The 22,230-nt window shown below is 69.3% G+C and carries 23 protein-coding genes; 11 read left to right on the top strand and 12 right to left on the bottom strand.

The genetic code is table 11. The features are described 5' to 3' along the window. Nucleotides 1-41 precede the first annotated feature (41 nt). A complete protein-coding gene (locus tag OG764_RS41080; protein WP_328973889.1) occupies nt 42-1,316 on the top strand; it encodes a DUF1173 family protein in 1,275 nt (424 codons plus the stop codon). A gap of 10 nt (nt 1,317-1,326) precedes the next feature. Here OG764_RS41080 and OG764_RS41075 read toward each other — a convergent pair whose 3' ends face one another. From OG764_RS41075 to fabG, 10 genes are all read right to left on the bottom strand, one after another. After that, a complete protein-coding gene (locus tag OG764_RS41075) occupies nt 1,327-1,854 on the bottom strand; it encodes a hypothetical protein (protein ID WP_328973888.1) in 528 nt (175 codons plus the stop codon). Then, nucleotides 1,851-2,267: a hypothetical protein gene (locus tag OG764_RS41070; RefSeq protein WP_328973887.1), complete on the bottom strand. Its 417-nt coding sequence runs from the start codon at nt 2,265-2,267 to the stop codon at nt 1,851-1,853. Before OG764_RS41070 ends, OG764_RS41075 begins: the two co-directional genes overlap by 4 nt. Nucleotides 2,268-2,347: 80 nt before the next feature. Next, nucleotides 2,348-3,193 carry a tryptophan synthase subunit alpha gene (gene trpA, locus OG764_RS41065; protein WP_328973886.1) on the bottom strand — a complete coding sequence of 282 codons (846 nt, stop codon included), beginning with the start codon at nt 3,191-3,193 and terminating at the stop codon, nt 2,348-2,350. Continuing rightward, on the bottom strand, nt 3,190-4,422 hold the full coding sequence (locus OG764_RS41060; RefSeq protein ID WP_328973885.1) for an MFS transporter: 1,233 nt from the start codon (nt 4,420-4,422) through the stop codon (nt 3,190-3,192). Before OG764_RS41060 ends, trpA begins: the two co-directional genes overlap by 4 nt. 5 nt (nt 4,423-4,427) lie before the next feature. After that, on the bottom strand, nt 4,428-5,708 hold the full coding sequence (locus tag OG764_RS41055) for a glutathione synthetase (RefSeq protein ID WP_328973884.1): 1,281 nt from the start codon (nt 5,706-5,708) through the stop codon (nt 4,428-4,430). A gap of 45 nt (nt 5,709-5,753) precedes the next feature. Then, nucleotides 5,754-7,016, bottom strand: coding sequence for an MFS transporter (locus OG764_RS41050; protein ID WP_266449062.1), 1,263 nt, complete (start codon nt 7,014-7,016; stop codon nt 5,754-5,756). Between the two features lie 275 nt (nt 7,017-7,291). Further along, on the bottom strand, nt 7,292-7,636 hold the full coding sequence (locus OG764_RS41045; RefSeq protein WP_266449065.1) for an SH3 domain-containing protein: 345 nt from the start codon (nt 7,634-7,636) through the stop codon (nt 7,292-7,294). Nucleotides 7,637-7,730: 94 nt separating this feature from the next. Next, nucleotides 7,731-8,084 carry an SH3 domain-containing protein gene (locus OG764_RS41040; protein WP_328973883.1) on the bottom strand — a complete coding sequence of 118 codons (354 nt, stop codon included), beginning with the start codon at nt 8,082-8,084 and terminating at the stop codon, nt 7,731-7,733. Nucleotides 8,085-8,430: 346 nt separating this feature from the next. Beyond that, the gene (locus OG764_RS41035; protein ID WP_266449070.1) at nt 8,431-8,781 is read right to left on the bottom strand and encodes a hypothetical protein; all 351 of its coding nucleotides are present in this window, start codon (nt 8,779-8,781) and stop codon (nt 8,431-8,433) included. A 357-nt stretch (nt 8,782-9,138) separates the two neighbouring features. Then, nucleotides 9,139-9,849, bottom strand: coding sequence for a 3-oxoacyl-ACP reductase FabG (gene fabG, locus OG764_RS41030; protein ID WP_328973882.1), 711 nt, complete (start codon nt 9,847-9,849; stop codon nt 9,139-9,141). Between the two features lie 538 nt (nt 9,850-10,387). Here fabG and OG764_RS41025 point away from each other — a divergent pair. The 4 genes from OG764_RS41025 to OG764_RS41010 all read left to right on the top strand — a co-directional run bounded on the left by OG764_RS41025 (nt 10,388) and on the right by OG764_RS41010 (nt 13,935). Further along, nucleotides 10,388-11,167: an MmyB family transcriptional regulator gene (locus tag OG764_RS41025; RefSeq protein WP_266449075.1), complete on the top strand. Its 780-nt coding sequence runs from the start codon at nt 10,388-10,390 to the stop codon at nt 11,165-11,167. Between the two features lie 117 nt (nt 11,168-11,284). Beyond that, the gene (locus OG764_RS41020) at nt 11,285-12,286 is read left to right on the top strand and encodes an MBL fold metallo-hydrolase (protein WP_328973881.1); all 1,002 of its coding nucleotides are present in this window, start codon (nt 11,285-11,287) and stop codon (nt 12,284-12,286) included. A gap of 274 nt (nt 12,287-12,560) precedes the next feature. Continuing rightward, nucleotides 12,561-13,436 (top strand): PhlD, encoded by an 876-nt coding sequence (locus OG764_RS41015; RefSeq protein WP_328973880.1) that lies wholly within the window; start codon nt 12,561-12,563, stop codon nt 13,434-13,436. A gap of 253 nt (nt 13,437-13,689) precedes the next feature. Next, a complete protein-coding gene (locus OG764_RS41010; RefSeq protein WP_266449083.1) occupies nt 13,690-13,935 on the top strand; it encodes a hypothetical protein in 246 nt (81 codons plus the stop codon). Between the two features lie 262 nt (nt 13,936-14,197). Here OG764_RS41010 and OG764_RS41005 read toward each other — a convergent pair whose 3' ends face one another. Next, nucleotides 14,198-15,511: an XRE family transcriptional regulator gene (locus tag OG764_RS41005; RefSeq protein ID WP_266449086.1), complete on the bottom strand. Its 1,314-nt coding sequence runs from the start codon at nt 15,509-15,511 to the stop codon at nt 14,198-14,200. A gap of 220 nt (nt 15,512-15,731) precedes the next feature. Between OG764_RS41005 and OG764_RS41000 the strand changes: the two genes are divergently transcribed. The 6 genes from OG764_RS41000 (at nt 15,732) to OG764_RS40975 (ending at nt 21,181) form a co-directional block, all read left to right on the top strand. Further along, the gene (locus tag OG764_RS41000) at nt 15,732-16,655 is read left to right on the top strand and encodes a dTDP-4-dehydrorhamnose reductase family protein (RefSeq protein WP_328973981.1); all 924 of its coding nucleotides are present in this window, start codon (nt 15,732-15,734) and stop codon (nt 16,653-16,655) included. Beyond that, the gene (locus tag OG764_RS40995; RefSeq protein WP_266449092.1) at nt 16,652-17,872 is read left to right on the top strand and encodes an SIS domain-containing protein; all 1,221 of its coding nucleotides are present in this window, start codon (nt 16,652-16,654) and stop codon (nt 17,870-17,872) included. The genes OG764_RS41000 and OG764_RS40995 overlap by 4 nt, the downstream gene beginning before the upstream one ends. A 15-nt stretch (nt 17,873-17,887) precedes the next feature. Then, nucleotides 17,888-18,553 (top strand): RraA family protein, encoded by a 666-nt coding sequence (locus OG764_RS40990; RefSeq protein WP_328973980.1) that lies wholly within the window; start codon nt 17,888-17,890, stop codon nt 18,551-18,553. An 11-nt stretch (nt 18,554-18,564) separates the two neighbouring features. Next, on the top strand, nt 18,565-19,629 hold the full coding sequence (locus OG764_RS40985) for a DUF2332 domain-containing protein (RefSeq protein WP_328973979.1): 1,065 nt from the start codon (nt 18,565-18,567) through the stop codon (nt 19,627-19,629). A gap of 12 nt (nt 19,630-19,641) precedes the next feature. Next, on the top strand, nt 19,642-20,409 hold the full coding sequence (locus tag OG764_RS40980; protein WP_328973978.1) for a sugar phosphate nucleotidyltransferase: 768 nt from the start codon (nt 19,642-19,644) through the stop codon (nt 20,407-20,409). A 73-nt stretch (nt 20,410-20,482) separates the two neighbouring features. Further along, complete coding sequence (locus OG764_RS40975; RefSeq protein ID WP_266449102.1) at nt 20,483-21,181, top strand: hypothetical protein; 699 nt, start codon at nt 20,483-20,485, stop codon at nt 21,179-21,181. Nucleotides 21,182-21,197: 16 nt separating this feature from the next. Here the strand turns inward: OG764_RS40975 and galE are convergent, their stop codons facing one another. Then, nucleotides 21,198-22,190 carry a UDP-glucose 4-epimerase GalE gene (galE, locus tag OG764_RS40970; protein WP_328973982.1) on the bottom strand — a complete coding sequence of 331 codons (993 nt, stop codon included), beginning with the start codon at nt 22,188-22,190 and terminating at the stop codon, nt 21,198-21,200. Nucleotides 22,191-22,230 lie beyond the last annotated feature (40 nt).

The raw sequence follows: 22,230 nt of genomic DNA, 5'->3' as shown, positions 1-22,230 counted from the left end.
GTCATCAGAAGTGGATCACGTGGAAGTCGGAGGGGGCGGCGATGGCCGAGGCAGAGGGCCGCGTACGGATGGGCGGACGAACCTTACCCCTGGCGCGGTTGCGTGAGCACGCGAGCGACTACGCCGCCCTGTTCAGCCGGGCCAAGGCCGAGGTCGGCCACGCCGAGTGCTTGTGCCAGAACCCCACCCTTCGTCTCGTCATCCGGTGCAGCCGCGCCGGCCGCTATCACCTGGCCGGCTGGCCGGGAGATGGAGAGCGGCACGAGGCGGCATGCCCATTCCACAAGCTGGCCCCCGGCCTCAGCGGCCGGGAGGCGTACAGTGCCGAGGCCATCCGGGAGGGCGACAACGGCGTTTCTATCCGACTCGACACGGTCCTCGCGCGGAGCCTCGCGGAGCCTCCAGTCGCCAAGACCTCTGGCGAGCACCAGGAGGGAGGCCGGGCCCGGCGCACCGTGGGGCTGCTGGGCCTGCTGCACTGGCTCTGGGAGGAATCCCAGCTCACCGCGTGGCACCCGCGCTGGCGGCGCCGCAACTGGTGGATCTGTCACGCACGGCTGTGTGAGCAGATCGAGGGGTGTTCCATCAACCAGGATCCGGCGAGCACGGCCCTGCACATCGTGCCGCCGTTCCACCCGGACACCGCCGAGCGCACCACTGCGGCGTTCGAGGCGTTCAAGGCCCGGCTGGGGCGGCACGGACTCAAGGAGCATCGCGGCCTGATGCTCGGGGAGATCAAGACCGTCACACCGACTCAGTACGGCGTGCGGTTTGCGCTCGCCCATCAGCGCGCCCCGCTCTACGCGTCTACCGCCCTGCACCAGCGGGTGGTCCGTTCCTACCGGTCGGCGTTCGCCGAGGCCGCCGACGCGCAGGATGCCCGTCGGGTAGGCCTCTTCCTCGTCGAGCTCAGCCCCAAGGGACACCTGAACATCGTCGACATGGCCGCCATGTTGGTGAACCGGCTCTACATTCCGGCGGACTCCAGCCACGAGGTCGCGATGGGCAACGCTCTCGCTGCCAGCGGGCGAGCCTTCGTCAAGCCGGTCCGCTACGACGGAACGGACGCCGTCTTCCCCGACTTCGTGCTGACCGATGTCGCTCCCCACGCCTACGTCGAGGTGTACGGCATCCGCGGCCGCGAATCCTACGAGCAGCGCAAGAGCGTCAAACAGGCGTATTACCAGCGCCGGGGGGCTCACCTGATCGAATGGGAGGTTGCCGAGCCGATGCCGGATCTGTCCCTGCCCGGCGTGGGCCGGCCGCGACGACATGCCGAAGGGGTCGGCTCCGGTGGGAGGCCGACCCCCGGATAGGAAGAGCCGTTCAGCCCGCGTGGGTGATCAGCCCGTGGATGACCCAGATGGCCCACACCAGGGGGATGACGGCGACGTACGCCAGCGGCCGCTGGTGCAGGGCGGTCCCCTCGGAGAGCGCCCGTCGTCCGGGCGCGGCCGCGGACGACGGGAGCTTGGTGAACTTCCGGTAGGCGATCCAGTTCCACACGAGAGTGAACGGAGTGAACGCCACCAGGGAGAACGGGCTCCACCACCCCTGAACAAGGGTCCTGGTCGTCATGTCGCGGACCATGGCCCGCCCGCAGGTGTGGCAGAACGGGCCGTCGAGCTTGTGGAAGCGCATGAACACCAGCACGCCCTGATGCGCACGGATCGCCATGCGTTCGGCTGGCGCCGCGCCGCAGACTCGGCAGCCGGGCTGAGCGTAGGGGAACTGCGGGATGACCCCGCCCTGGACGTATCCGATGTGAGGGCGCTGCCCCTGTATCGGAGCGGGCGGCACGTGCACGGCTCCGTAGGGGGGAAGAGGCTGGTTGGGGTGCTGGGGGGCGGTCATGAGGAGAACTCCGTGGATTGGCTGAGTACGGGTATGGACGGGTTGAAGACGGGCTGGAACTCGGGGTGCGCTGAGAACGCGCCGGTGGCGACGCAGCGCAGGACCCAGCGCAGCGTGTCGATCTGCGCGGTGAAGAAGTCGTCGTGGGCCATCTGTGCATGCCGCGGATGCTTGGCCTCGAACTCGGCCAGGACTTCCCCGACGCCGGCGAGCGCCTTCTGCTCGGCTGCGCAGCCGTAGGCATCCGCTTCTGCGATTCGCTTGCGCAGGAAGACCGCCAGGGCGCGGTCCATGACCGGTACGTCGGTGACGGCTGACGAGACACGGGGGAGGACCGGACGCTGGTCGTCGGATCCCGACGAGTCGGCCGGGGGCGCGGCTACAGTTCGGGACCGCACGGAGTGAAGGGTCATTGCTCGTCCTCATGTGGTGATGGGAGCCCCGGCCGCACGGCGAGGTCGAGGCGAGGGGAAGACGGGGATGGGGCAGCAGGTCAGGCTGCGCTGCTCAACGGGCGCCGCACACCGTCGGCGAGGTCTCGGGCCAAGGAGGCCGCCGCCCTCACCCCGGCCGGGCCGGGAGCGGTCTGGAGCCGCCGAATCAGCGCCGAACCCACGATCACGGCGTCCGCGAAGGTGCTGACGATCGCCGCCTGATCTGGGGTCGATACGCCAATGCCGACGCCTACCGGCACAGCGGTCACAGCGCGCAGTCGCTGGACGAAGGCCGGTAGCCCTGAGGCCAGCGGCCCTTGGGCGCCGGTGACGCCCGCGACGGCCGGGGCGTAGATCATGCCGCTGCCGGCCGCGCAGACACGAGTGAGCCTGGCGTCGGAAGAGTTGGGTGCCACGACGAAGACGGTGTGCAGGCCGCGCGCCTTGGCGGCGGCCAGCCACTCTCCTGCTTCTTCCACGGGCAGGTCCGGCAAGATCACTCCGGCGGCGCCCGAGCGGGCGAGTTCATCGGCGAAGCGATGCGGACCGTATCGCGCCACGGGTTGCCAGTACGTCATCACCAGCAGGGCGGCGGCCGAGGTGGCCGACAGCTGACGTGCTGCCTCGAAGAGGTGCTGCATCCGAAAGCCACCGGCAAGCGACTGCGCCGTGGCCTGCTGGATGATCGGCCCGTCCATCATTGGATCGCTGAACGGCACTCCGAGTTCGAGAACGTCAGCGTGCGCGGCGACGGCATGCAGGGCGTCCATGCTCTGCGAGAACGTTGGGAAGCCGACGGGCAGGTAGGCCGCGAGTGCTGCGCGCCCCTGAGCCCGTGTGGTGGCAAAGACGTGGTCCAGGCGGGACGCCGATTTGGTGAGCGGCGGGCTGACGGCGGTGCTCATGACGTCGTCCTTGAGGGGCGAGACTGGTCGAGCTGGCGACGGACGACCTGAAGCAAGGGAAGTGCCACGGCGGCCGCGAGGGCGGGGACGGCCCAGGAACCGTTCCCGGGGCCCGCTGCGGCGGTACCCAGGGCTGTCCCGATGCCGAAGGCGGAGACAAGCCAGCCGAAGCTTTCGGTCACCATCCCGGGGCGGGCCAAGAGGTCGAGGCACTGGTAGGCGGAGGTCAGCAGCGGACCGAAGAACATGCCCGGGATCACGGCAAGGGCGAGGCTGGTGTACGGCCCCATGTCGAGGCACAGCGGCAGCCAGGAGGCAGTGAAGCCAGCACCGGTGGTGACCAGTTGCGTGCCGGGGCTCGCCTGCCAGGGGCGGGATGCGTAGAGGGCGCTTCCGATCAGAGCTCCGATCGAGAGTGCGGCGGGCAGCGCCCCCGAGAGCCAGGTGGCGCCGGAGCGCTCGGCGGCCGCCAGGGCCGCGACGTTGAGAGCGCCGAGCGACGCACCCACCGCGATCAGGGCCAGGAGCAGGAGCCGCAGGCCGGCCGAGCCCAGGGCGCCAAGGACACCGCTCCCGCTTCTCGCCGTCGGTCGCCAGGTCCGTGAAGGGACCGAGGTTGCGACGGCCGCCGCTCCCATCAGGCCGAGGAGGCCGGTGGCCAGGAGCGCCGCAGTGGAGCCCGCCACGGCGGTTACTGCGGTAGCGAGCAGCGGGCCCGCGACGTAGACGAGTTCCTGGCTGCCGGAGTCCAGTGAGTAGGCGGCTCGCAGGTAGGACGGTGAGGGTACGACGTGGGTCCACAGTGCGCGCAGGGAAGCCTCAAGGGGCGGGGCCGAGACACCGGCGACCACCGCGGCGGTCAGCACCGCGGGCAGGTTGCCCGTGCCGGTGACCGCGATCACGGTGAAGGCAATGGCGGAAAGCAGCGCACCCGCCACGAGGGGGATGGTCTGGCCGATCCGGTCGGCCAGGCGACCCAGCAGGGGCTGACCGGCTGCGACAGCGAGTCCGAAGGCACCAGCCAGCGCGGCGCCCAGCGTGTAACTGCCGCCCTGCTCCCGTACGGCGAGAAGGAGGACGACCGGAGCCATGCCGAGGGGGATCCGGCCCAGCAGGGTGCCGCCGAGGAGCCGGGTGCAGTGCGGCAGCCGCAGAACGGACGGCCACCCGACTACGACAGGCGGGGCCGCTTCGATCGGCGTGGTCGGCCCGGGGGATGTCGAGGTCATGAGGCTCACAGGGCGGCCCCGTCGTACAGGCCGAGGGTCTCGATCGCGCGGATCACGCGGTAGTCCTCCTCGATCGCGTGTCGCGATGAGGCGGACAGGACGAGCTCGCCGGGGGAGGACGAACGGTCGACCGTCTTGCGTACGGCGGCGCCAGCGACCAGCGGGCCGATGGTGCGGTAGACGGTGGGCAGGGTTGTGACAGTGCGGAGCAGGTGCGCGTCGAGGATTCCGTCGTGCGGGGCGATCAGGGAGACACGGGAGACGAAGCGGCCGTCAGGCTGTTTGGCGACCGGCAGCCGATCAAGCCCCCCGGTGCTTGCTTGCACTGCCGCTCGGACGTGGTCCATGCCGATGTTGGGTCCGGAGAGCTCCGCAGCCGAGGAAGGCTGCGCGAACGCCCGGGCGGATAGCAGCGTGGGCCCGCGGCCGGCGCTGAAGACCATCCGGCACCGGGAAGGACCGATCTCCACACCGAGCACGTCCAAGGCGCGGCTGGCGTACAAGGACATGGACCGGACCAGCAGGCTGTGCGAGGTCATCAGGTCGGACCGTGCATGGACATGGTCGGAGGTGCGCTCTTCAGCCCACACGCCCGTGACCACATGCTGGGTTCCCGGACCACTGACCGTGTGGACGATGTACTGCTGGCCCGGCAGGTGCTCTTGGATCACCAGGTCGGGGGCGCCGGTGTGGTGGTGCGCCGCGCGGCGCAGCCAGCGCCAGGCGCTGCTGATCTCGGTGGCGCTGCGGCATATGGCCGGTGGCGCCGTCACCGAGCTGTCGGCGGCGGCTACGACGTAGGCGGGCATGCGGCAGAACTCAGCCCACCGCAGGGCGTCGGAAAGGCTGGCCGTGCGGAAGCTGCGCGGAGCGGCCAGCCCGGCGTCCACCAGGGCAGCCGCCTGTGCGCCCCGGTCGGTCCGAAGCGACGATGTCCCCGGATCGTTCCCGGCAAGGCCGAGAGCCTGTGTGAGCCGGTCGGCCAACGGCACACCGATCCCGCTGCTGGCGACGACGGCGCTCACTCCACGCTCGCGGAGCTGCCTGGCTGTTCGGCGCAGTCCACCGAGGTGCTCGATCACGCCCTGGTAGCCCGAGAGGTCGGCTCCGCCACGGTGCTCCGCGGGCAGGCTGTGCGAAGGAAGGGTGACCGCGATGGTCCCCCACCCGTGCCGGGTGTATTCCTGAGCGTGGCGGCCACCTTCGCCGTACGGCGCGACGACAGCCACAACTCCGACTCGCGTGGAGCGGTCGGAGAGCACGAGGGAGGTGGAGGCGAGAGCCATGATGAGGAAGCTCCAGTACGAGAGGGGAAAGTGGAGGAAGCCGGGTCAGCCAGCGGGCTGCGTCACCGGCTCGCGGAGCGCGGGGGGCTGGCGATGCATCAGGGCGGCCAGGGGAAGGATCAGCACGGCGCCGAGAAGCCCGGAGGTGAGCGCGGCCGCCGCCGCCAGGACGTCGCCACCCTGGTCGAGGGCCCAGCCGGTCACGAGAGGGGCGAGAATGACCGCGATGGCCAGCGTCGAGCCCCAGATTCCGGCGTAGAGACCTCGGGCGTCGGCCGGAGCCAGGTGGTCGAGGATGTTGCCGGCGGCGATGAAGATGATGATCTCCCCCGGTACGAGAAGTGCGGCCGCGAGGCTGTACCCGAGCGTGGTCGAGGAAAGTCCGGCGACGGTCATGCCCGCTCCGAGGATCAGCGAACTGGCGGCGAACGGAACGAGCATCGGGGCGGTGGCGGCACGACGGCTGAGCCACGGCGTAAGGATGGGGGACAGGGTTACCACCGCCGCGACGTTGGCGAGCTGGGTCCATCCGTAGGCCGTGGCCGACAGGCCGTCATCTGTCATGAGCAGGGGCAGCGCACAAAACATCCCCGCCGCGCACACCAAGGCGGCGAGGCTGGCGAGAGTGAGCAGCCACAGCCGGACATCCCCGAGAGCTGCGCGGTACTCGGCCCGGGCGGTGGCTATGCGGGGAGCCGGGCGGTCGGCGTCGAGGTACCGCCAGGCGATCAGAGCGAAGCCCGCGCAGGCCACGGCGTTGGCCCAGATCAGCGGGGCGACTCCGATGGATCCGGCGAGCATGCCGCCGGCGAACCCGGTGATGGCTGCCGAAACGTTCACCGCGAAGTGCCGCCAGCCGTTGACTCTGGCCCGATCCTCTTCGCTCTCGATGAGTTCGGTGATGCTGGCAGACACGATCGGACGGGGCGCGTCATAGACGGCCCCGGCGATGACGGCGGAGACGAACACCGCAGACGTGGAGCCGAGGTGAGCAAGGAGCGGCAAGACCAGGGCTGCGATGCTCATCGCACCGATGAGCGTGGTTCGGCGGCCGACGCGGTCGGCCAGCTGGCCGCACACCAGCTGACCGACGAACCACCCGACGCCGAAGGCCGCCAGGATGCGGCTGACCACGCTGGTGGAGAGGTCCAGCTGCTCCAGGCGATAGGAGAGAAACGGGTAGGTGAAACCGGCGGCCCGGACCAGGAAGGTGCCGCAGAGCAGCGCCCAGATCGCGGTGGGCACGCGGCGCAGCGGGGGAGCGGGCGTAAGAATCGCGGCTTCGTCGCGGACGGCGGTAATGGACACAAGGCGCTCCAGGAAGAGGTGAAGGTCTTCGGTGGTGCGGCGGCGGCTGATAGATCCCGGGCGCCGGGCGTCATCAGGCGGAGAACGAAAGAAGGGGTGCCGTCGGGGGACGACGGCACCCCCGATGGCCGAGGGGCACACACACGAGGAAGAAGTGGGGCCCTGGGGAGCACGCTCAGGGGGGTGAGCTGCTGCTGTCTCGGCCGGTCCCGGCCACAGGGGGAAGTCCGTGACCGAGAGGCTTCACTGGGCAGAAACGACTGCGGATGGGAAGGTCACGAGAGGTTCATCTGGACGTTGATGTATGCCGTGTGCACCCAGCCGGTGCGCCCCGCGTTCGCTCCGCTCATGACCTTCGTGTAGGCCCAGGAGTCGCCCTTCCAGCAGTAGACCCTCAGGCTCGTGTCCGTGCGGAGAAGGCCCAGGCTGGTGTAGCCGGTCCCGGGACCGGAGCGGAGGTTGATGGTCGTCGATGCCCAGCCGTTGTAGTCGGCCATGTTCTGGGTGCAAGCGCTGGAGCCGACGGCGGCCGCGGCCGGGGACGCCATGGCTATACCCCCACCGAGCACGAGAGCGAGGGAGGCGACGGAAGTGGCAGTCTTACGGATCAGAGGTCGCATGGACTCTTCTTCCTAGGATCTGCGGCGCCCGGGTGTGGCGTCGGGCGCCGCGGCTTCAAATCCGGGGCGGAAATGGAGGTTGGTGCGGCACCGCTTACGCCAGGTGCGCGTACCGCCAGGAGACCCATCCGCTGACACCCTTGTGGTAACCCTCGCGAACGGTGCCGTAGTACCAGAGGTTCTTGCCGTCGCTGGTCAGGTAGGAGCAGTGGTAGGTGAAGTTGGTGCCGCTCCTGAGTTGGCCCTTGGAGCTGTAGCCGGTTCCCGGGCCGCTTCGGAGGTTCACGTTGCTCGTGCTGGTCTCCCAAACGCTTCCGGGCTTGGCGTCGTCGATGTTGCACGTCGAGGAGCCGGCGGCGGATGCACTCGTGGCGGTGACGAGGACTCCACCGAGCAGCAGCGTGCCTACGGTCGCTGCGGTGGCAGTCCTACGGAGCAGGAGTTTCATGGGAATCGCCTTTCGCTAGAGGTGCCCCTGGACGGGGCATCGGGCGCGGTCGCACGAGGGCAGAGCTCTGCCGTGCTTCCGCCGGGTGCGGTTCTGGGGTGAGGCAGGTGGGAGGTCTCGCGCACTGCCGGCGTCCGTCGTGGTGGTTGCGCAGCGTTTGGACAAGCCGGTGCCGTCGACCTGGCCCCTGCGTCCTGTCTTGCTCAAGGCAGGGTCAGGGCTGTCTGTGACAGTCGGTGGTGCACCGCGATGGACGGCACCGATGTCGTGTTCGACGGATGCGAGATTGCAGCGCGGAGCCGGACAAGGGACCGTTCTCCCGAGAGACGAGGCCGATAGGGCCCCGTCAGCCTGCGAGACTGAGCAGCATGTCGCTGCGGATCCATCCGTACGTGCCCGCGGCCAGCCCGCTCTTCGAGCGGGCGGTGAGCTTGGTGTAGTACCAGGAGCCCTTGCCGCAGTAGATCCGCAGGTCGTCGCCGGTGTAGAGGAAGCCCTTGCTGGCGTAGGCCGTCGAGGGCCCGGTCCTGTAGTTCACGCCGCTGCCGTCGACCTCAGCGTTGTGGTCGCTGATGTTGTAGGTGCAGCTGGCGGATCCCGCGGCAGAGGCGGGGGGCGCGGTGACAGCGGTCAGCGCGAGTGCAGTGGCGGCCACGCCGAGGACGGCGGACAGGCCGGGACGTTGCAGAGAAAGCACGGAGGGCTCCCCTCTGTGACGTGGGGAGCCCTAACGCTCGGAACAGTCTGCCGATTTCCGGGGAAGTGATCCCTCGAAAACTGGGCATGACTATTCTTGTGCACGGCGTGGTTGCACACGCCTGCTAGAGCACCCCAGTGAGTTGGGTTGGGTTCCATCGCTGGTGGTGCGTTGACTCGGGCGAGTCAGCGGTGGCCGCTCCTACGCGAATAGGGGCGGTCACCACTTTTTTGTGCTCTGCTGGCCGCAGTCTTCACCGAGGGCCGGTTGCAGCGGTCCAAGGCTCATGGTGCGGCCGGGGATGAACGTCGCCGGAAGGCCGGTTGCAGCGGTCCTCGCAGCGGATCTTGTACCTGGTCAGTGACCCATTCCGGCGCCGCCGTCGACGGGGATGACCGCGCCGGTGATGTAGGACTGGCCTGCCAGGAAGTGCACGGCGGATGCGATCTCCGCCGGATTGCCGAGCCGGCCGACAGGGATCTGCCGAACGAGTTCGTCGCGCTGTTCCTCGGTAAGGGCTTGGCTCATGTCCGTCGCGGTCAGCCCGGGGGCCACGACGTTGACGGTGATGCCGCGCGAGCCGTACTCGCGGGCGAGCGAACGGGCGAGGCCGATGAGGCCGGCCTTGGAGGCCGCGTAGTTGGCCTGTCCAGCCTCGCCGCGGAGGGCGACCGCGCTGGAGATCAGGATGATGCGGCCGTGCTTGGCCCGCAGCATCCCCTTGAGGGACCGCTTGACGACGCGGAAGGCGCCGGTGAGGTTGGTGTCGAGGACGGACGTGAAGCTCTCCTCCGACATGCGGAGCAGCAGCTGGTCGTCGTTGATGCCAGCGTTCACGATGAGCACTTCGACGTTGCCGTGTGCGGCTTCGACTTCCTTGAAGGCCTGGTCGACGTCCGCGCTGCTGGTCACATCGCACTGCACGGCGAGGAAGTTCTCTTCGGGGGCGCTGGTGCGGTAGGTCGCCGCCACCCGGTCGCCCTCACGAACGAAGCGGCGTGCCACTTCCAGCCCGATTCCTCGGTTGCCGCCTGTCACCAGGACTGAGCGGCCCTGTTCCCCTGCCATGTACCTCTCCCCGTTATGCAGCCGCCAGTCCCCCCGGCGATTCCTCTCGTCACCGCCTCGGCTTCTGATTGGTCTATGCCAAGGTGGTGGCTCGCTGCGTGACGATCGCTCAGCATCGCGAGCCGAATGCATATGCGATTTGGCGTGAACCGGTTGTAGGGTTACCTGTCCAGCCGCTATCGGGCCTGTTCAGCGGGCAGTTGACCGCTGAGTGCTCCGAAGGGTCAATCAGGCCATGCTGGCGGCGAGCCGTACACCGGTGCGGTGAAGGTGGAGGGCGGGAGGCGTGGACGCACAGGTTCGAGTGGAACCGTGGTGTTCGCCTACTCGGAGACGCGTCGCGCGCGTCACTTCGTTCTTCCGCATGTCTTCCCCCGTACCAGTTTGCAGCCGCCATGTGGATCACCGGCTTTGCGCTGACGACGATCATCCTGACCGATGAGTCGAGACGGCACAACGGGAGCTTAAATACCGGTAATTCAGGTCCTGATATTTACTGTTCAACTGCTGCTATCAGGAGGGGAAGGTGCAGCGGGACGTGTTCCAGCAGATACTGCGTGCTCGGCGGAGGGCCATCGAGCCGGATGAGGTGGGTCTTCCGCCCCGGCCGCCAGGCAAGCGCCGGGGGCCCAAGGTCAAGGGTCTGACCCAGACCGATGTGGACTACATCATGCAGAAGGGCGTGGGAACCTTCGGCAAGGTCGAGTCGCGTCGACTGGTCCCCTCGCCCGAGTACCTGCTGGAGCTCGCCCGGGTGCTGCGGTTCAAGGACAGCGAGTACATCTACGTCCACCTGGAACTGTTCGGCACCGAGCCGGCACTGCCGCTGAACCCTGATGCCGGCCTCACCATCCCGCACTCTTGGCAGCGCGCGCTGAACAGCCAGAGCGAGATGGCCTACGTCAATGACCGCCGGTACGACCTGCGCCTCTACAACCAGGCCTTCGCCGAGATGTTTCCCAGCGGTGAGCCGCCCTGCAACACCATGGAGTGGATGATCCTCTCCGACGAGGCCCGCGACTTCTGCCTGGTGGACTGGGACACCGAATGGGGTCCGAGGGTGATTCCCCAGTTCCGGGCCGCCTTCGCAGCCCACCCCGAGGACCCCGTCCTGAACAGGATCTACGAACGGATCCTCAAGGACCAACGGGCGCTGCGCCTCTACGAGCAGGGCGAGAAGGCCTACATCCACCCTGACGGGGACCGGCGCCCGCTGCACCACGCCAAGCGCGGCATGGGCTTCGCGACGATGATCGCGGCCGCGCCCCTCAGCTCTCCCGGCGCACGTCACATGGTCGTGCTCTTCGACCTCGCGTAGCTGCATGCCGCCTGGTTCGAGCCAGTTCGAGCCCGGCGCTCGAACCTGACATCTTTCGGGCGCGCTCTGTGACAACCACCGCAGAGCGCGCCCGCGCTGTGCTCGACAATGGCGGTCATGACTCTCCCGAAGGAACTCACCCGCATTGCCGCCGGCCTCCACGCCTGGACACCCCAGATCAGCGGAACCTGGGGATTCGCCAACTGCCTGCTGGTCAGCTCAGGCCATGATGCGGCCCTGATCGACACCCCGTACGACGAGCCCATGACGCGGGCCCTCATATCCGCCGCGGCCCCGCTCCTGGCGGACGGGACCAGGGTGAGCACTATCGTGAACACCCACTCCAACGGGGACCACACCTTCGGCAACCGCTTCTTCCCCGGCGCGGACATCATCACCACCCAGTCCAGCGCGGACCACCTCTGCAACGAGCCGACCCCCGAGCAGATGCACCACCTGACCACGGAAACCGCCGCCGACCAGCCGCTGGGCTGGTACATGCGACGGCACTTCGGCCGCTTCGAGTACGACGGCGACGAGCTGCTCCCGCCGACACGGACGTTCACCGGACGGCACCGGTTCAACGTGGGGATGACGGAGGTCGAGCTGATAGAGGTCGGTCCTGCCCACACCGCAGGTGACCTGATTGTCCACTTCCCGGAGCAGCGCACCGTGTGCACCGGAGACGTCGTCTTCCTGGACGACCACCCTGTGCATTGGCAAGGCCCTCTTGCTGGAGTGTCGAAGGCCTGCGAGACCATCCTCAGCCTTGACCCCGAGACCATCCTCCCAGGCCACGGCCCTGTCGTCGGCCCGTCAGAAGTCCGGGCATACCTCGACTACCTCCAGGAGCTCGAAGGACGGATTCATGCGGGGCACCGGGCCGGCCGTAGCGCCGAGGCCACCGCCGCGGAAATCCTCAGTTCCGGCTTCCACGGACACCTGGGCCTGCCTGAGCGGATCATCATTCTCACGGCGGTCGAGTACCGCCACCTGAACGACGATCCGACGGACCCCGACCTAATCGCCCTGGCCGACCAGGCCGCCCGATGGGCCTTCGAGCACAACCGAGACGCTCCGGTTCCTGCACCCCGGCAGGGCGCGGTCCTGCACCCTTGAGCCGCCCCTCACATCAACAGGTCGACATATTGACCCGGTATTCTCCGCCCTCAGTGCCGAATTCGGGCACGGCCGATGCTTTAGGAATAGAGGGGGAGCGGTGGCATTCGTCAACCGTCCGGGAATCGCTGACGCCGCCTATGACGTCACTACCGACCAGATAACAGATGACATTAAAAGGATGCATCCCGGACATCCGCAGATGGCTTCCATCATGCGAATCGCAAAGACGGTGGGGGTCGCGAGACGCAGGTTTGTCCGACCCCTTGAGGAGGTGTCCCGTACAGAGGGGTTCCAGGAGCGCAATGAGCGCACCTTCGCCGAGGTCTGCAATCTCGGTGAACGGGCCGCTCGGCAGGCGCTGGACCAAGCTGGCATCCGGCCCAGTGACATCGGAACGCTGATCACCTTCCATGCCACGGGCCTGGCCATTCCGGGGCTGGACGTGCACCTCGTCCATGCCCTCGGACTGCCCCCCACCGTGCGGCGCATCCCGATGACCCAGCTCGCGTGCGCCGGCGGCGCCCACGCTCTCGGGTTGGCTGCCGCGCTGGTCCGCCCCGGCCACCACGTCCTGGTCGCCGGGGCGGAAGCTCTCAGCACGGTCTATCAGCACGCCGACGCCACGCTGCCCGCCATGATCTACAAGATGCTGTTCGGCGACGGCGGCGCGGCCGCCGTCGTCAGTGCCGAGCCCCTGAGGCAACCCGGCCTGTTCATCGAGGACACGTGGACCTACCTGCACAGCGATGAGGGACGGGACACCGTCCACTACTACAAGCTCCGCGCTGACAGCGCCGGATACCACTTCGACTCCACCCGCGATGCGATCAAGGCGGTGTCGAAGGTCCTGCCCCTGCTGCCCTGGGGGCAGGAGGAGCGCTGGGAGCCGGGCTTCGCAGTGATCCACCCCGGCAGTCCCAAGATTCTTGACCTGGTCGTCGAGGCAGGTGCGTGCTCGGAGAAGGCCCTCCGCCACTCGCGTACGAGTCTGGAGGAGGATGGGAACACCGGCGGGCCGGCCGTGCTGCGGATCCTGGACCGCACACACGACGACCCGCCGCCCGGGGGCGCTCAAGGGCTGCTCTTCGGCGTCGGACCGGGCTTCAGCGCAGCCGCAGCGCGTACGCACTGGGCTGGGTCCGCGTAAAGCACCTGGTGCGGCGCCCACGGGGGGAGGCGCCGCACCAGTCAGACTCGACCGTAGCGGTCCGATCAACTGCTCAGTGAAAGTTTGCGAGGAGTGTCTGGAAAACTCCCGCGCGAATCCCGTAAAAACGGCCGTTTTGGTGGCCCCTGCGGATTTGCGCATGGGGGGACCTCCTGTCGGGAGGGTGAGAGCAGAACCAGCCTGTTCCTGAACCCCCACCCTTCGACGCCTGCCGTCAACTACCGTTTGTTCAATGACTATTGACTCTGAGTCGCTGACGCGAGACCTGATCGCTCGGACGGAGCGTGCCGTCGAAACCGTGGCCCACCTAGCGGTCGACACGGAGATCACCTTCAAGATCGAAGACATTGCGGACGCGGTGGAGCGCGAGTTGCCCATCGGCTACCCCGAGCCGACGACCGGTGAGATGACCAGGCGTGATGTCATCACGCAGATGGCGCGGGACATTCTGACCGGGGAGATGTACGAGGACGCGTGATCCGTTCGAGAGACAGTCACGGTGGCCGTTCCCCGAACGCGTTACCCACGCTCGTCTCGGGCTGGTCTGCGTGACCTGCTGATACGAGGTCCGGAACAGGCTCTGAAGGTGAAGGCGGTGGGCACCGTATCCGGGGCGCGGGGGGCAGTGTTCGGGCTTGGGGGCCGCTGCCTCAGCGCGGCTCCCGGTGCGGCAGGGGCGTCCGGCAGGCGTCGCAGCGGTTGTCACTTACTCGTCTGCGGCTTCGGTGTCGAATCCGGCTTCACGCGGCGGCGACGGCCGACGACAGGGCGTCGAACCGGTGGACCAAGCGCTGCGAGCTGACGGTGTCGATGAGCCCTTCGGCCTGATCGAGGAGTTCCCGTGCCTGGTCGCCGTCGCCGCACTGGTGGACAGTGTCGGCCAGGTCGAGCACTGCGTAGAGCTGGTCGCGCGGGTAGTCGGGCGCAGTCGCCTCAACGCGGCTGCGAAGGAAGGGGACGGCCCGGGATGGCTGGTCGCAGGCGAGCCAGGCCCGGCCGGTGGCGGCGTCCACGGAGTCGTTCGTGAGCCAGGTCGCCCACCACGGTGTGCGCTCGTCCGGAGAGCCGAGGTGGAGCAGCGCTTCGTCGCGGAATCGGAGGACCGCGTCAGGGTCGTGCCGCCGTCCTGCGGCGTAGACGCGCCGGTCGGCGATGACCGCGGCCGCTGCGGACGGAAGGTCTGGCGTCCGTGCGGCGATGTCGAGGAGTGCGGCAGCGTCGTTGTGGTGGCCCAGCCATGCGGCCTGGTACGCGGTGGATGCCACGAGGTTGGCGGTCGCGTGACGGGTGGTCAGTGAGGTGCCTGTCTCGCGGGCCAGGCGCATGCCGGTGTGGTAAATGCGCTGTGCCTGTGGGTGCTGACGGGCGTCGAAGCACATCCAACCGACCTGCTCGCTCAGCTCGATGTAGGCCGTCTGAAGGCGATCGGCGAGCGGCCCGTGACCCCGTGCCTGTGCCACGACCCGGGATGCGCTCTGCCAGATACCGACGCCCCACGTGAGGTCACCGCTGGCGCTGCCGGTGGAGTCGTCAATCTCCCTCAGGTCGCGAACGGCCCTTTCGATCGACCCGACCAGCCGCTCGCTCAGCTGGCCGGAAGAGGCTGCGGAGGCTTCCGCTATCGGGCCGAGCAGCAGCGCGAGGGCGGGGGCGGTGGCTGCGGCTCCGGTGAGCATGAGCAGGTTGCGGCGGTCCATCAGGTCTCCTTGGCTGATCTCCTGGAGCAGGGCCTCCAGGGGGGCGTCGCCGGGCGCGTCGAGGTGACGGTGACGGGTCCGGGGGCGAGGCAGGTTCCATCCGACGTCGACCGCGGTGATGCACCGTCCAGCCCTGGCGGTGAGGACGGCCAGGGCGTCCGCCTGGTTGTCGGGCTGCGGGAGAGAGGGGGTCGCGCGAAGCCAGGGGTAGGCCGCCTTCGTGCTGAGGGGGGAACAGCCGCGGCGGGCCCGCCGCTGGTTGATGCGGGCGATGAGCTGCTCCGGCCGCATACCCAGCTGCTGTAACAGGGCGCCGAGCACGTTGGCCGGCGGGGCGTCAACCGCTGCTGGCTCCATGGGCACTCCAAGTCCGGCGAGGTCCTGGTCGGAAGGTACCACCGCTCAGGGGACCGCCAGAAGATGGGACGAATGGGACCTGGTGTACGTACACCGGGCAGCAAAATCGGTGCCCGTACACCGAGTTGGTGTGTGCACCGGGTACACCGCGGTAACCTCTCGCGATCACGCCTCCGCCTCCGCTTGTCTGTCTCACCTCGCAAGACCATGGAGGTGAGGGATGCGAGCAGTGATCTTCGGTGCGTCCGGGCTTCTGGGCCGCAGCGTGATGCGGGCCTTCGGCGACATGACCGTGACGGGCACCGGGTTCAGCCGGACCGCCGGCAGCGCCCTGGTTCCGGTCGACGCGACGTCAGCCGACGCCATCGCGCGCCTGCTCGGCCGGGTGCGGCCGGACGTCGTCGTGAACTGCGTGGGCGAGCGCCGCCCCGCCGTGTGGGCTGGTGCACCGGAGAGGGCCCGCGCGGGAAACGTGGATGCGGCCCGACTGATCGCCGAAGGCGCTCGCCGGTGCGGGGCCCGGCTGGTGCACATCTCCAGCGACTACGTCTTCGACGGGACGGCGCCGCCCTACCGGCCCGACAGCCTCCCGAATCCGCTGAACGCCTACGGCCGGTGGAAGCTGCTGGCCGAGTACGCCGCGCGTGCCGCCTGCCCGGACGCGGCGATCCTGCGGCTGCCCGTGCTGTACCGGCCCGTGCGGTTCGCTGCCGAGACGAATCTGACCGAGATCGCCCGCCAAGTCGGTGCCGGTGCCCCGGTTGAGCTGGACGACGTGTGTGTCCGCTACCCCACGCACGCGGACGAGGCCGCCGAGGTGTGCCGACGACTCGCCGGGGCCCTCCTGCAAGGGCAGCGTCTGGGCTCGGTTGCTCACTGGAGTGCGGAGCAGGGCCTGACCAAGTACCGGATGGCGCTCCTGATCGCGCGCAGGTTCGGTCTGTCCGCCGATCACGTCCGCGCCGGGGAGGCGGACGCGGCGTCCGGGGACCGGCCGGTCGACTGCCGCCTGGACTGCCAGGACCTTCCCGCAGCCCTGGGCCCGGCCCGCCGCCGCCTGTTCGACATCGAGTTCCCGCCCGCCGTGGAGCCCTGGCTGTCCCTCACCGGGCCCGCTGCGGGACGAAGGAAGGACCCATCGTGACCACGCTTCTGTACGAGGACTTCGCCCACGCCTACGTGACCGAGGTGGGCGAAGCCATCCGCCGCATGCTTCCACGCGGCACCGAGGCCGTCGACCTGCTGGCCAGGGCCACCGCCGACGGCGGTGAGATCCGCGCCTTCGGCAACGGCGGATCCTCGGCGATCGTCCGCTCGGCTCTCCTCCAGCTTCACACGCAAGCCGGAGTGCCGGTGAACGACTCGATGATGAGCCCGGCGACCCTGGCCTACAGCGCGCAGCGGGACGAGTTCCGCACGGCCTTCGCGCGGTCGCTCGCCCGGGACATCGACAGGGTGCGCCTGGTCGTCGTCGCCAGCGTCAGCGGCCGGTCGGCGAACATCCTTGAGGCCACCCGGCTCTGCGCCGAACACCGCGTGCCGGTGCTGGCGCTGGTGGGCGGCGACGGCACCCAGATGGAGCCGGCCGACGGCATGGTCTGGGCGACCGGGACCACGGACCAGCAGATCAGCGAGGACGCCATGCTGACCGTGCTGACCCTGGCCGCCGCCACCGTGCCGGACCCCGACACGGAGCCGCTGCTGACCCGTGCGGAGCGGCACCTGCACGCCGTGTCTGCGGTGGACGCCGAACTGCTGGGAGCCTTCCTGCGGGAGGCGACCGAGGCCGTCGCGGACGCGATCCGCAACCGGCGCCGGATCTACGTGCTGTGCCCGGACGGCGGACCCCTCGCCCTGGCTGGCGAGCACTTCGCGCACAACCTGGCCTGGGACGCGCCGCTCGGCGTCGATGGGGTGCAGCCCCCGCTCGTCGTCTGCGACCCCTCGCTAGCCGACATGAGCGCGGTCTACAACGACCATCCCGACCCCGCCCACGGTGTGCGCCACCAGCTGAGCAGCGCCGGCCCCGAGGACGTGGTTTTCCTGCTGGCCTATGACTCGGCCAGCAGGACGACCCGCGAGGCCGTCAACGTCGCCACCGTGGCGGGCACCCGGCTGTTCCTCCTGCACCGGGACGGCCCCGGCTGCTCCGGTGCCAGGGCGCGTGACTTCCGGCTGCCGCGCGTCGACGACTTCGCGCTCGCGGCCTTGGTGCAGTCAGTCGCCCATCTGCTGTGCCGAACCACCCGCGCCACCCTGACCGCGGACCGGTCCGGCCCGGCCGCCGTGCTGTCGCCCGACGCCCTGATGGCGCAGGACCTGGCACCGCTCCGCGAACTCTCCGACACCCCGTTCCTGTGACGAAAGGGCTCCACCATGTCCGCACGTGAGATCCACACCGAAATCGTCCGCCCCTCCCGGAGCGAGACCGCCGCCCTGTCGCGCATCCCGGTCGCCTCGATCGTGGACGCGCTCGGCAAGACCGGCGCCCTCTCCTACTGCCTGCGTCTCCAGACCCCCGGCCTGGTCCTGTGCGGCAGCGCCGTCACCGCGCTGGGCCCGGACGTGACCGTGCGCCGCGCGGCGATCGACCTCGCCCAGCCCGGCGACGTCGTCGTGGTCGCGGCCGGCGGCGGCAAGGAGCGCTCGTGCTTCGGGGGCGTGACCGCCGCGCACATGCAGACCCGGGGCATCGCCGGGGTCCTGGTCGACGGCATGGTCCGCGACCTCGCCGAGCTGCGCCGCATTGCCTTCCCCACGGTCGCCCGCGGCACGACCCCGCTCAACTTCGACTACCCCGCAGGCCGCCAGGACGGCGCGGTCAATGTCCCCGTGGACATTGACGGCGTCCGCATCAATCCCGGGGACGTCGTGGTCTGCGACGAGGACGGCACGGTGATCGTCCCCCGCGACCAGGTCACAGCCGTCATCGCCAAGGCCCACGCGTCCATGACCGCCGAGGAGGAGAAGTGGTGGGCCCGCCGCGGCCAGAGTCTCGGCGCCGTGCAGCAGCTCACCGAGTCCGGCTACAAGATCATCTGAGGAGATCCCCGATGACCGACCACACCCAGCTCGCCGAGATCTTCCGGCGGTTTGCCGACCAGCAGGCCACCGGCCTGTCCCCGCTGTATGCCACCCTGTCCCGCGCGGCAGCGCGCACCCCCGAGCTGCTCGACCTCGCGGCCCACACCCAGCCGGGACAGCCCGCGCCGAACATGCTGCTCGCGGCCGTCCACCACATTCTCCGCCGCGGCGTCCAGCACCCGCTCGCCCCCTACTTCACCGGGCACGAGGACCTGACCGAAGACCGTGCCGCCGACCTGCTGACGGACTTCTGCCGCCGCCACGCCGGAGGGATCCGGCGGATCATCGGGACTCGGTCCGTCCAGACCAACGAGGTCAACCGCTGTACCGTCCTTCTGCCCGCCTTCGCCGCGCTCCAGCAGCAGCTTGACGACGGCCGGCCGATCAGGATCGTGGACGTGGGCGCCAGCGCCGGGCTGACCCTGCTCTGGGACCGCTACACCTACGACTACGACGGGCACCGGATCACCCTGCCGGACAGCGACCCCGACACGGTCCTGCACTGCGAGATCAAGGGCGCAACACCGCCTCTGTCTCTGGACGTCACGCGGTTCGTACGCCCGGTCGGGATCGAGCCAACCCCGGTGGACGTCACCGACCCCGAGGCCACCGAGTGGCTGGTCAGCCTCACCTGGCCCGAGCAGACCAAGCGGATGCACACCCTGAACTCCGCCCTGGCCCTGGCCGCGCGCACTCCGCCGACGATCCTGGCCGGCAAGGCCCAGGACCACCTTTCCGACGTCGTCGCCGAGACCCCCGACGACCAGCACCTGGTCTTCGTCTTCTCGTGGTCGATCTACCAGATCTTCGGCTCGCCCGGCGGCCGGGAACGACTCCTCGACACCCTCGCCGAGCTGAGCCAGCGCCGCCCACTACACGAGATCTCCATCGGCCACTTCGGCCACGACACCCCCCGCATGATCATGGCCAGCCACGACGGCGGCGTGAGCCGCTCCGACATCGTCGCCCACTGCGACGTCTACGGCACCTGGCTCGACTGGCTGGCCACCCCGCCCGCCCGGCCGAGCGCCTGACGGGAGGACCTCATGTCGCGCACCATCACCAGGGCGGTCGTGGCCGTCGGCGGAGCCGGGACCAAGATGGCCCCGATCACCCGCATCATCCCCAAGGAAATGCTGCCCGCCGGGCGGATGCCGATCCTGGAGCACCTGGTCCACGAGCTGCGCGCGGCCAGGATCACCGACGTCCTGTTCGTGATCTCCTCACGCAAGCCGCAGATCCCGGCCTACTTCGGCAGCGGCGCCGCGTACGGCATGGACTTCTCCTACCGCGTCCAGGACGACGGCGCCGGCCCCGGCGCCCCCGTCCTCGCCGCCGAGACATGGACCGCCGCCCAGCCGTTCGTCCTGGCGTTCGGGGACAACCTGATCCGCGGCGCCGCCGACAGCGAGATCCCGCTCCAGCGACTCGTCTCCGGCACGCCGGACTGCTCCGTCCTGACCCGCATCTTTCCCGCGGACGGCATCCCTGCGCACGAGACCCTGCTGGGCGCGGCCGACGCGCCAGGGCCCGGGTCGGCCGCGGTGGCCTTCAGCAGGGACCTCCTGGACCACGCCGGTGCCCAGTGGGTGCATGCCTGCGCCGCCCGCTGGGTCCTCGGGCCGTTCGTCTTCGAGGCCCTGCGCGCATGCCCGCCCCGGCCGGGCGGCGAGCTCTACCTCATCGACGCCATCCGGCGCTGGATCAGCACCGGCAACGAACTCACGGCGTTGCCGCTCCGGCCGGACGACCTCCGGTTCAACTGCGACAACTGGGAGACGTACCACGATGCCGTCGCCGCCCTCCGCTCATGAACGCCCCGCCCTGCCCGCAGGCGCCCAGGTCCTTTTGGAGAGCCCGTTCCAAAGGTCCGGGACGCAGGTCACCGTGATCTGGCCCGAGCAGCGGGTGCGCAGGGTTGTGCTCGCCTTGCCCGTCGAGAAGGGCGACGGGCGCAAGTACGGCCACAGCCTCGCCGAGATCGGACGGCTTCCGGCTCACCTGCGTGAGGGGACCGTCTTTGCCGCGCCGACGTTCAGTGAGTCGCCGTGGCTGGTCAACCACGCGTTCCGGGCCGACTGCCAGCAGGAGGAGCACCTCGTGCGCGTGGTCGTACCGACCGTCCTGGCCATGCTCGGCACGCAGGTGCGGCCGCCGGTGCACCTGCTGGGATTCAGCAAGGGAGGCTTCGCCGCCCTCAACCTGCTGACCCGGCACCCCAGCCTCTTCGCTGTCGCCAGCGTCTGGGACGCCTCACTGCTCAGCGACCGGCCGCCACACCCGCAGCTCGTGGAGGTCGCCGGCAGCACCGCACGGCTCGACGAGTACGACGTACGGCAGAACCTGCGCCGCCACGCCCAAGCCCTCCAAGGGGCCCGCCGTATCGCGCTCGGCGGCATCGGCACCCTAGGCGCCGACTGGACCGCCGGCCGCCAGCTCCTCGAAGCGCTCGACATCCCCCACGACGCCTACCCGGATGCCCCGGCAGACCACAGGTGGGACACCGCGTGGCTCGCTCCCGCCATCCGGCACCTGCTCGCCCTCGAAGCCGGCTCCCTCCCGGACTCCAGCGCCCGGGAGGAGTGAAGGCGGGAAGGACGGATCAGTCCTTCAACAGCCCGTCGCGCACCGGAATCCAGTCCAGGGCGGAGCGGATGCCGTCCTCCAGGGACAGCTTCGGCGTCCACCCCAGCAGCTCGGCCGCCCGGTCGCTCTTGGTGTAGCCGCCGGCCACGTCACCGGGCCGCGGATCGGCGTCGACGGTTGCCAGGGGAGTGCTGACGACGTTGTTGAACGCCTCGCACAGCTCCCGGACCGTGGTGCCGGAGCCGGTGCCCAGGTTGATCGCGATCGAGCGCTTCGACCCCGTGAGGACGGAGTCGAAGCGCTCGATCGCCGCGATGTGGGCCGCGGCGAGATCCCAGACGTGCACGTAGTCCCGGATACCGCTGCCGTCGCGCGTCGGGTAGTTCGTCCCCGTGATCGGGAACGGACGGCCTTCCTGGTGCGCCTGGATCAGCACACCCAGGGCGTGGCTGGGCCGCTTGAGCTGAAGCCCGGTACGCAGCTTCGGGTCGGCCCCGACCGGGTTGAAGTACCGCAACGACAGCACTCGCGGCCCCGCCACGGCAATGTCGGCGAACATCTCCTCGCACACGGCCTTGGTCCGCGCGTAGGGGCTCTGCGGTGCCAGCGGCGAGTCCTCGTTGACGGGCGAACCGTCCTCGGCCTGGTAGATGGAGGCCGAGCTGCTGAAGATGATGCGGTCGCAGCCATTGCGGTGCAGGTGGCTGACGAAGGCCAGGCTCTTGGCCACGTTCGCCTCGTAGTAGCCGATCGGGTCTGCGACGGACTCGGGCACCACGATCAGCGCCGCGCAGTGCACCACGGCGGAGATGTCCGGGTGCTCCGAGAAGATCCGGTCGACCAGTGCGCCGTCGGCGATGTCGCCCTTGTAGAAGGTGCGGCCCTCGGTGAACTCGCGGCGGCCCCGGACGAGGTTGTCGAGGATCACGGGGGTGATGCCCGCGTCCAGGCAGGCCGAGGCGACGGTGCTGCCGATGTATCCGGCTCCTCCGGCGATAAGGACCTTCACCACGATGTTTCTCTCCCGGCCTCGTTCCAGCCCCAGTAGG

Source organism: Streptomyces sp. NBC_00239, from assembly GCF_036194065.1.
Lineage (GTDB): Bacteria > Actinomycetota > Actinomycetes > Streptomycetales > Streptomycetaceae > Streptomyces.
Note: the sequence above shows the minus strand (reverse complement) of the source record. Positions and strands in the feature narration are given on the sequence as shown.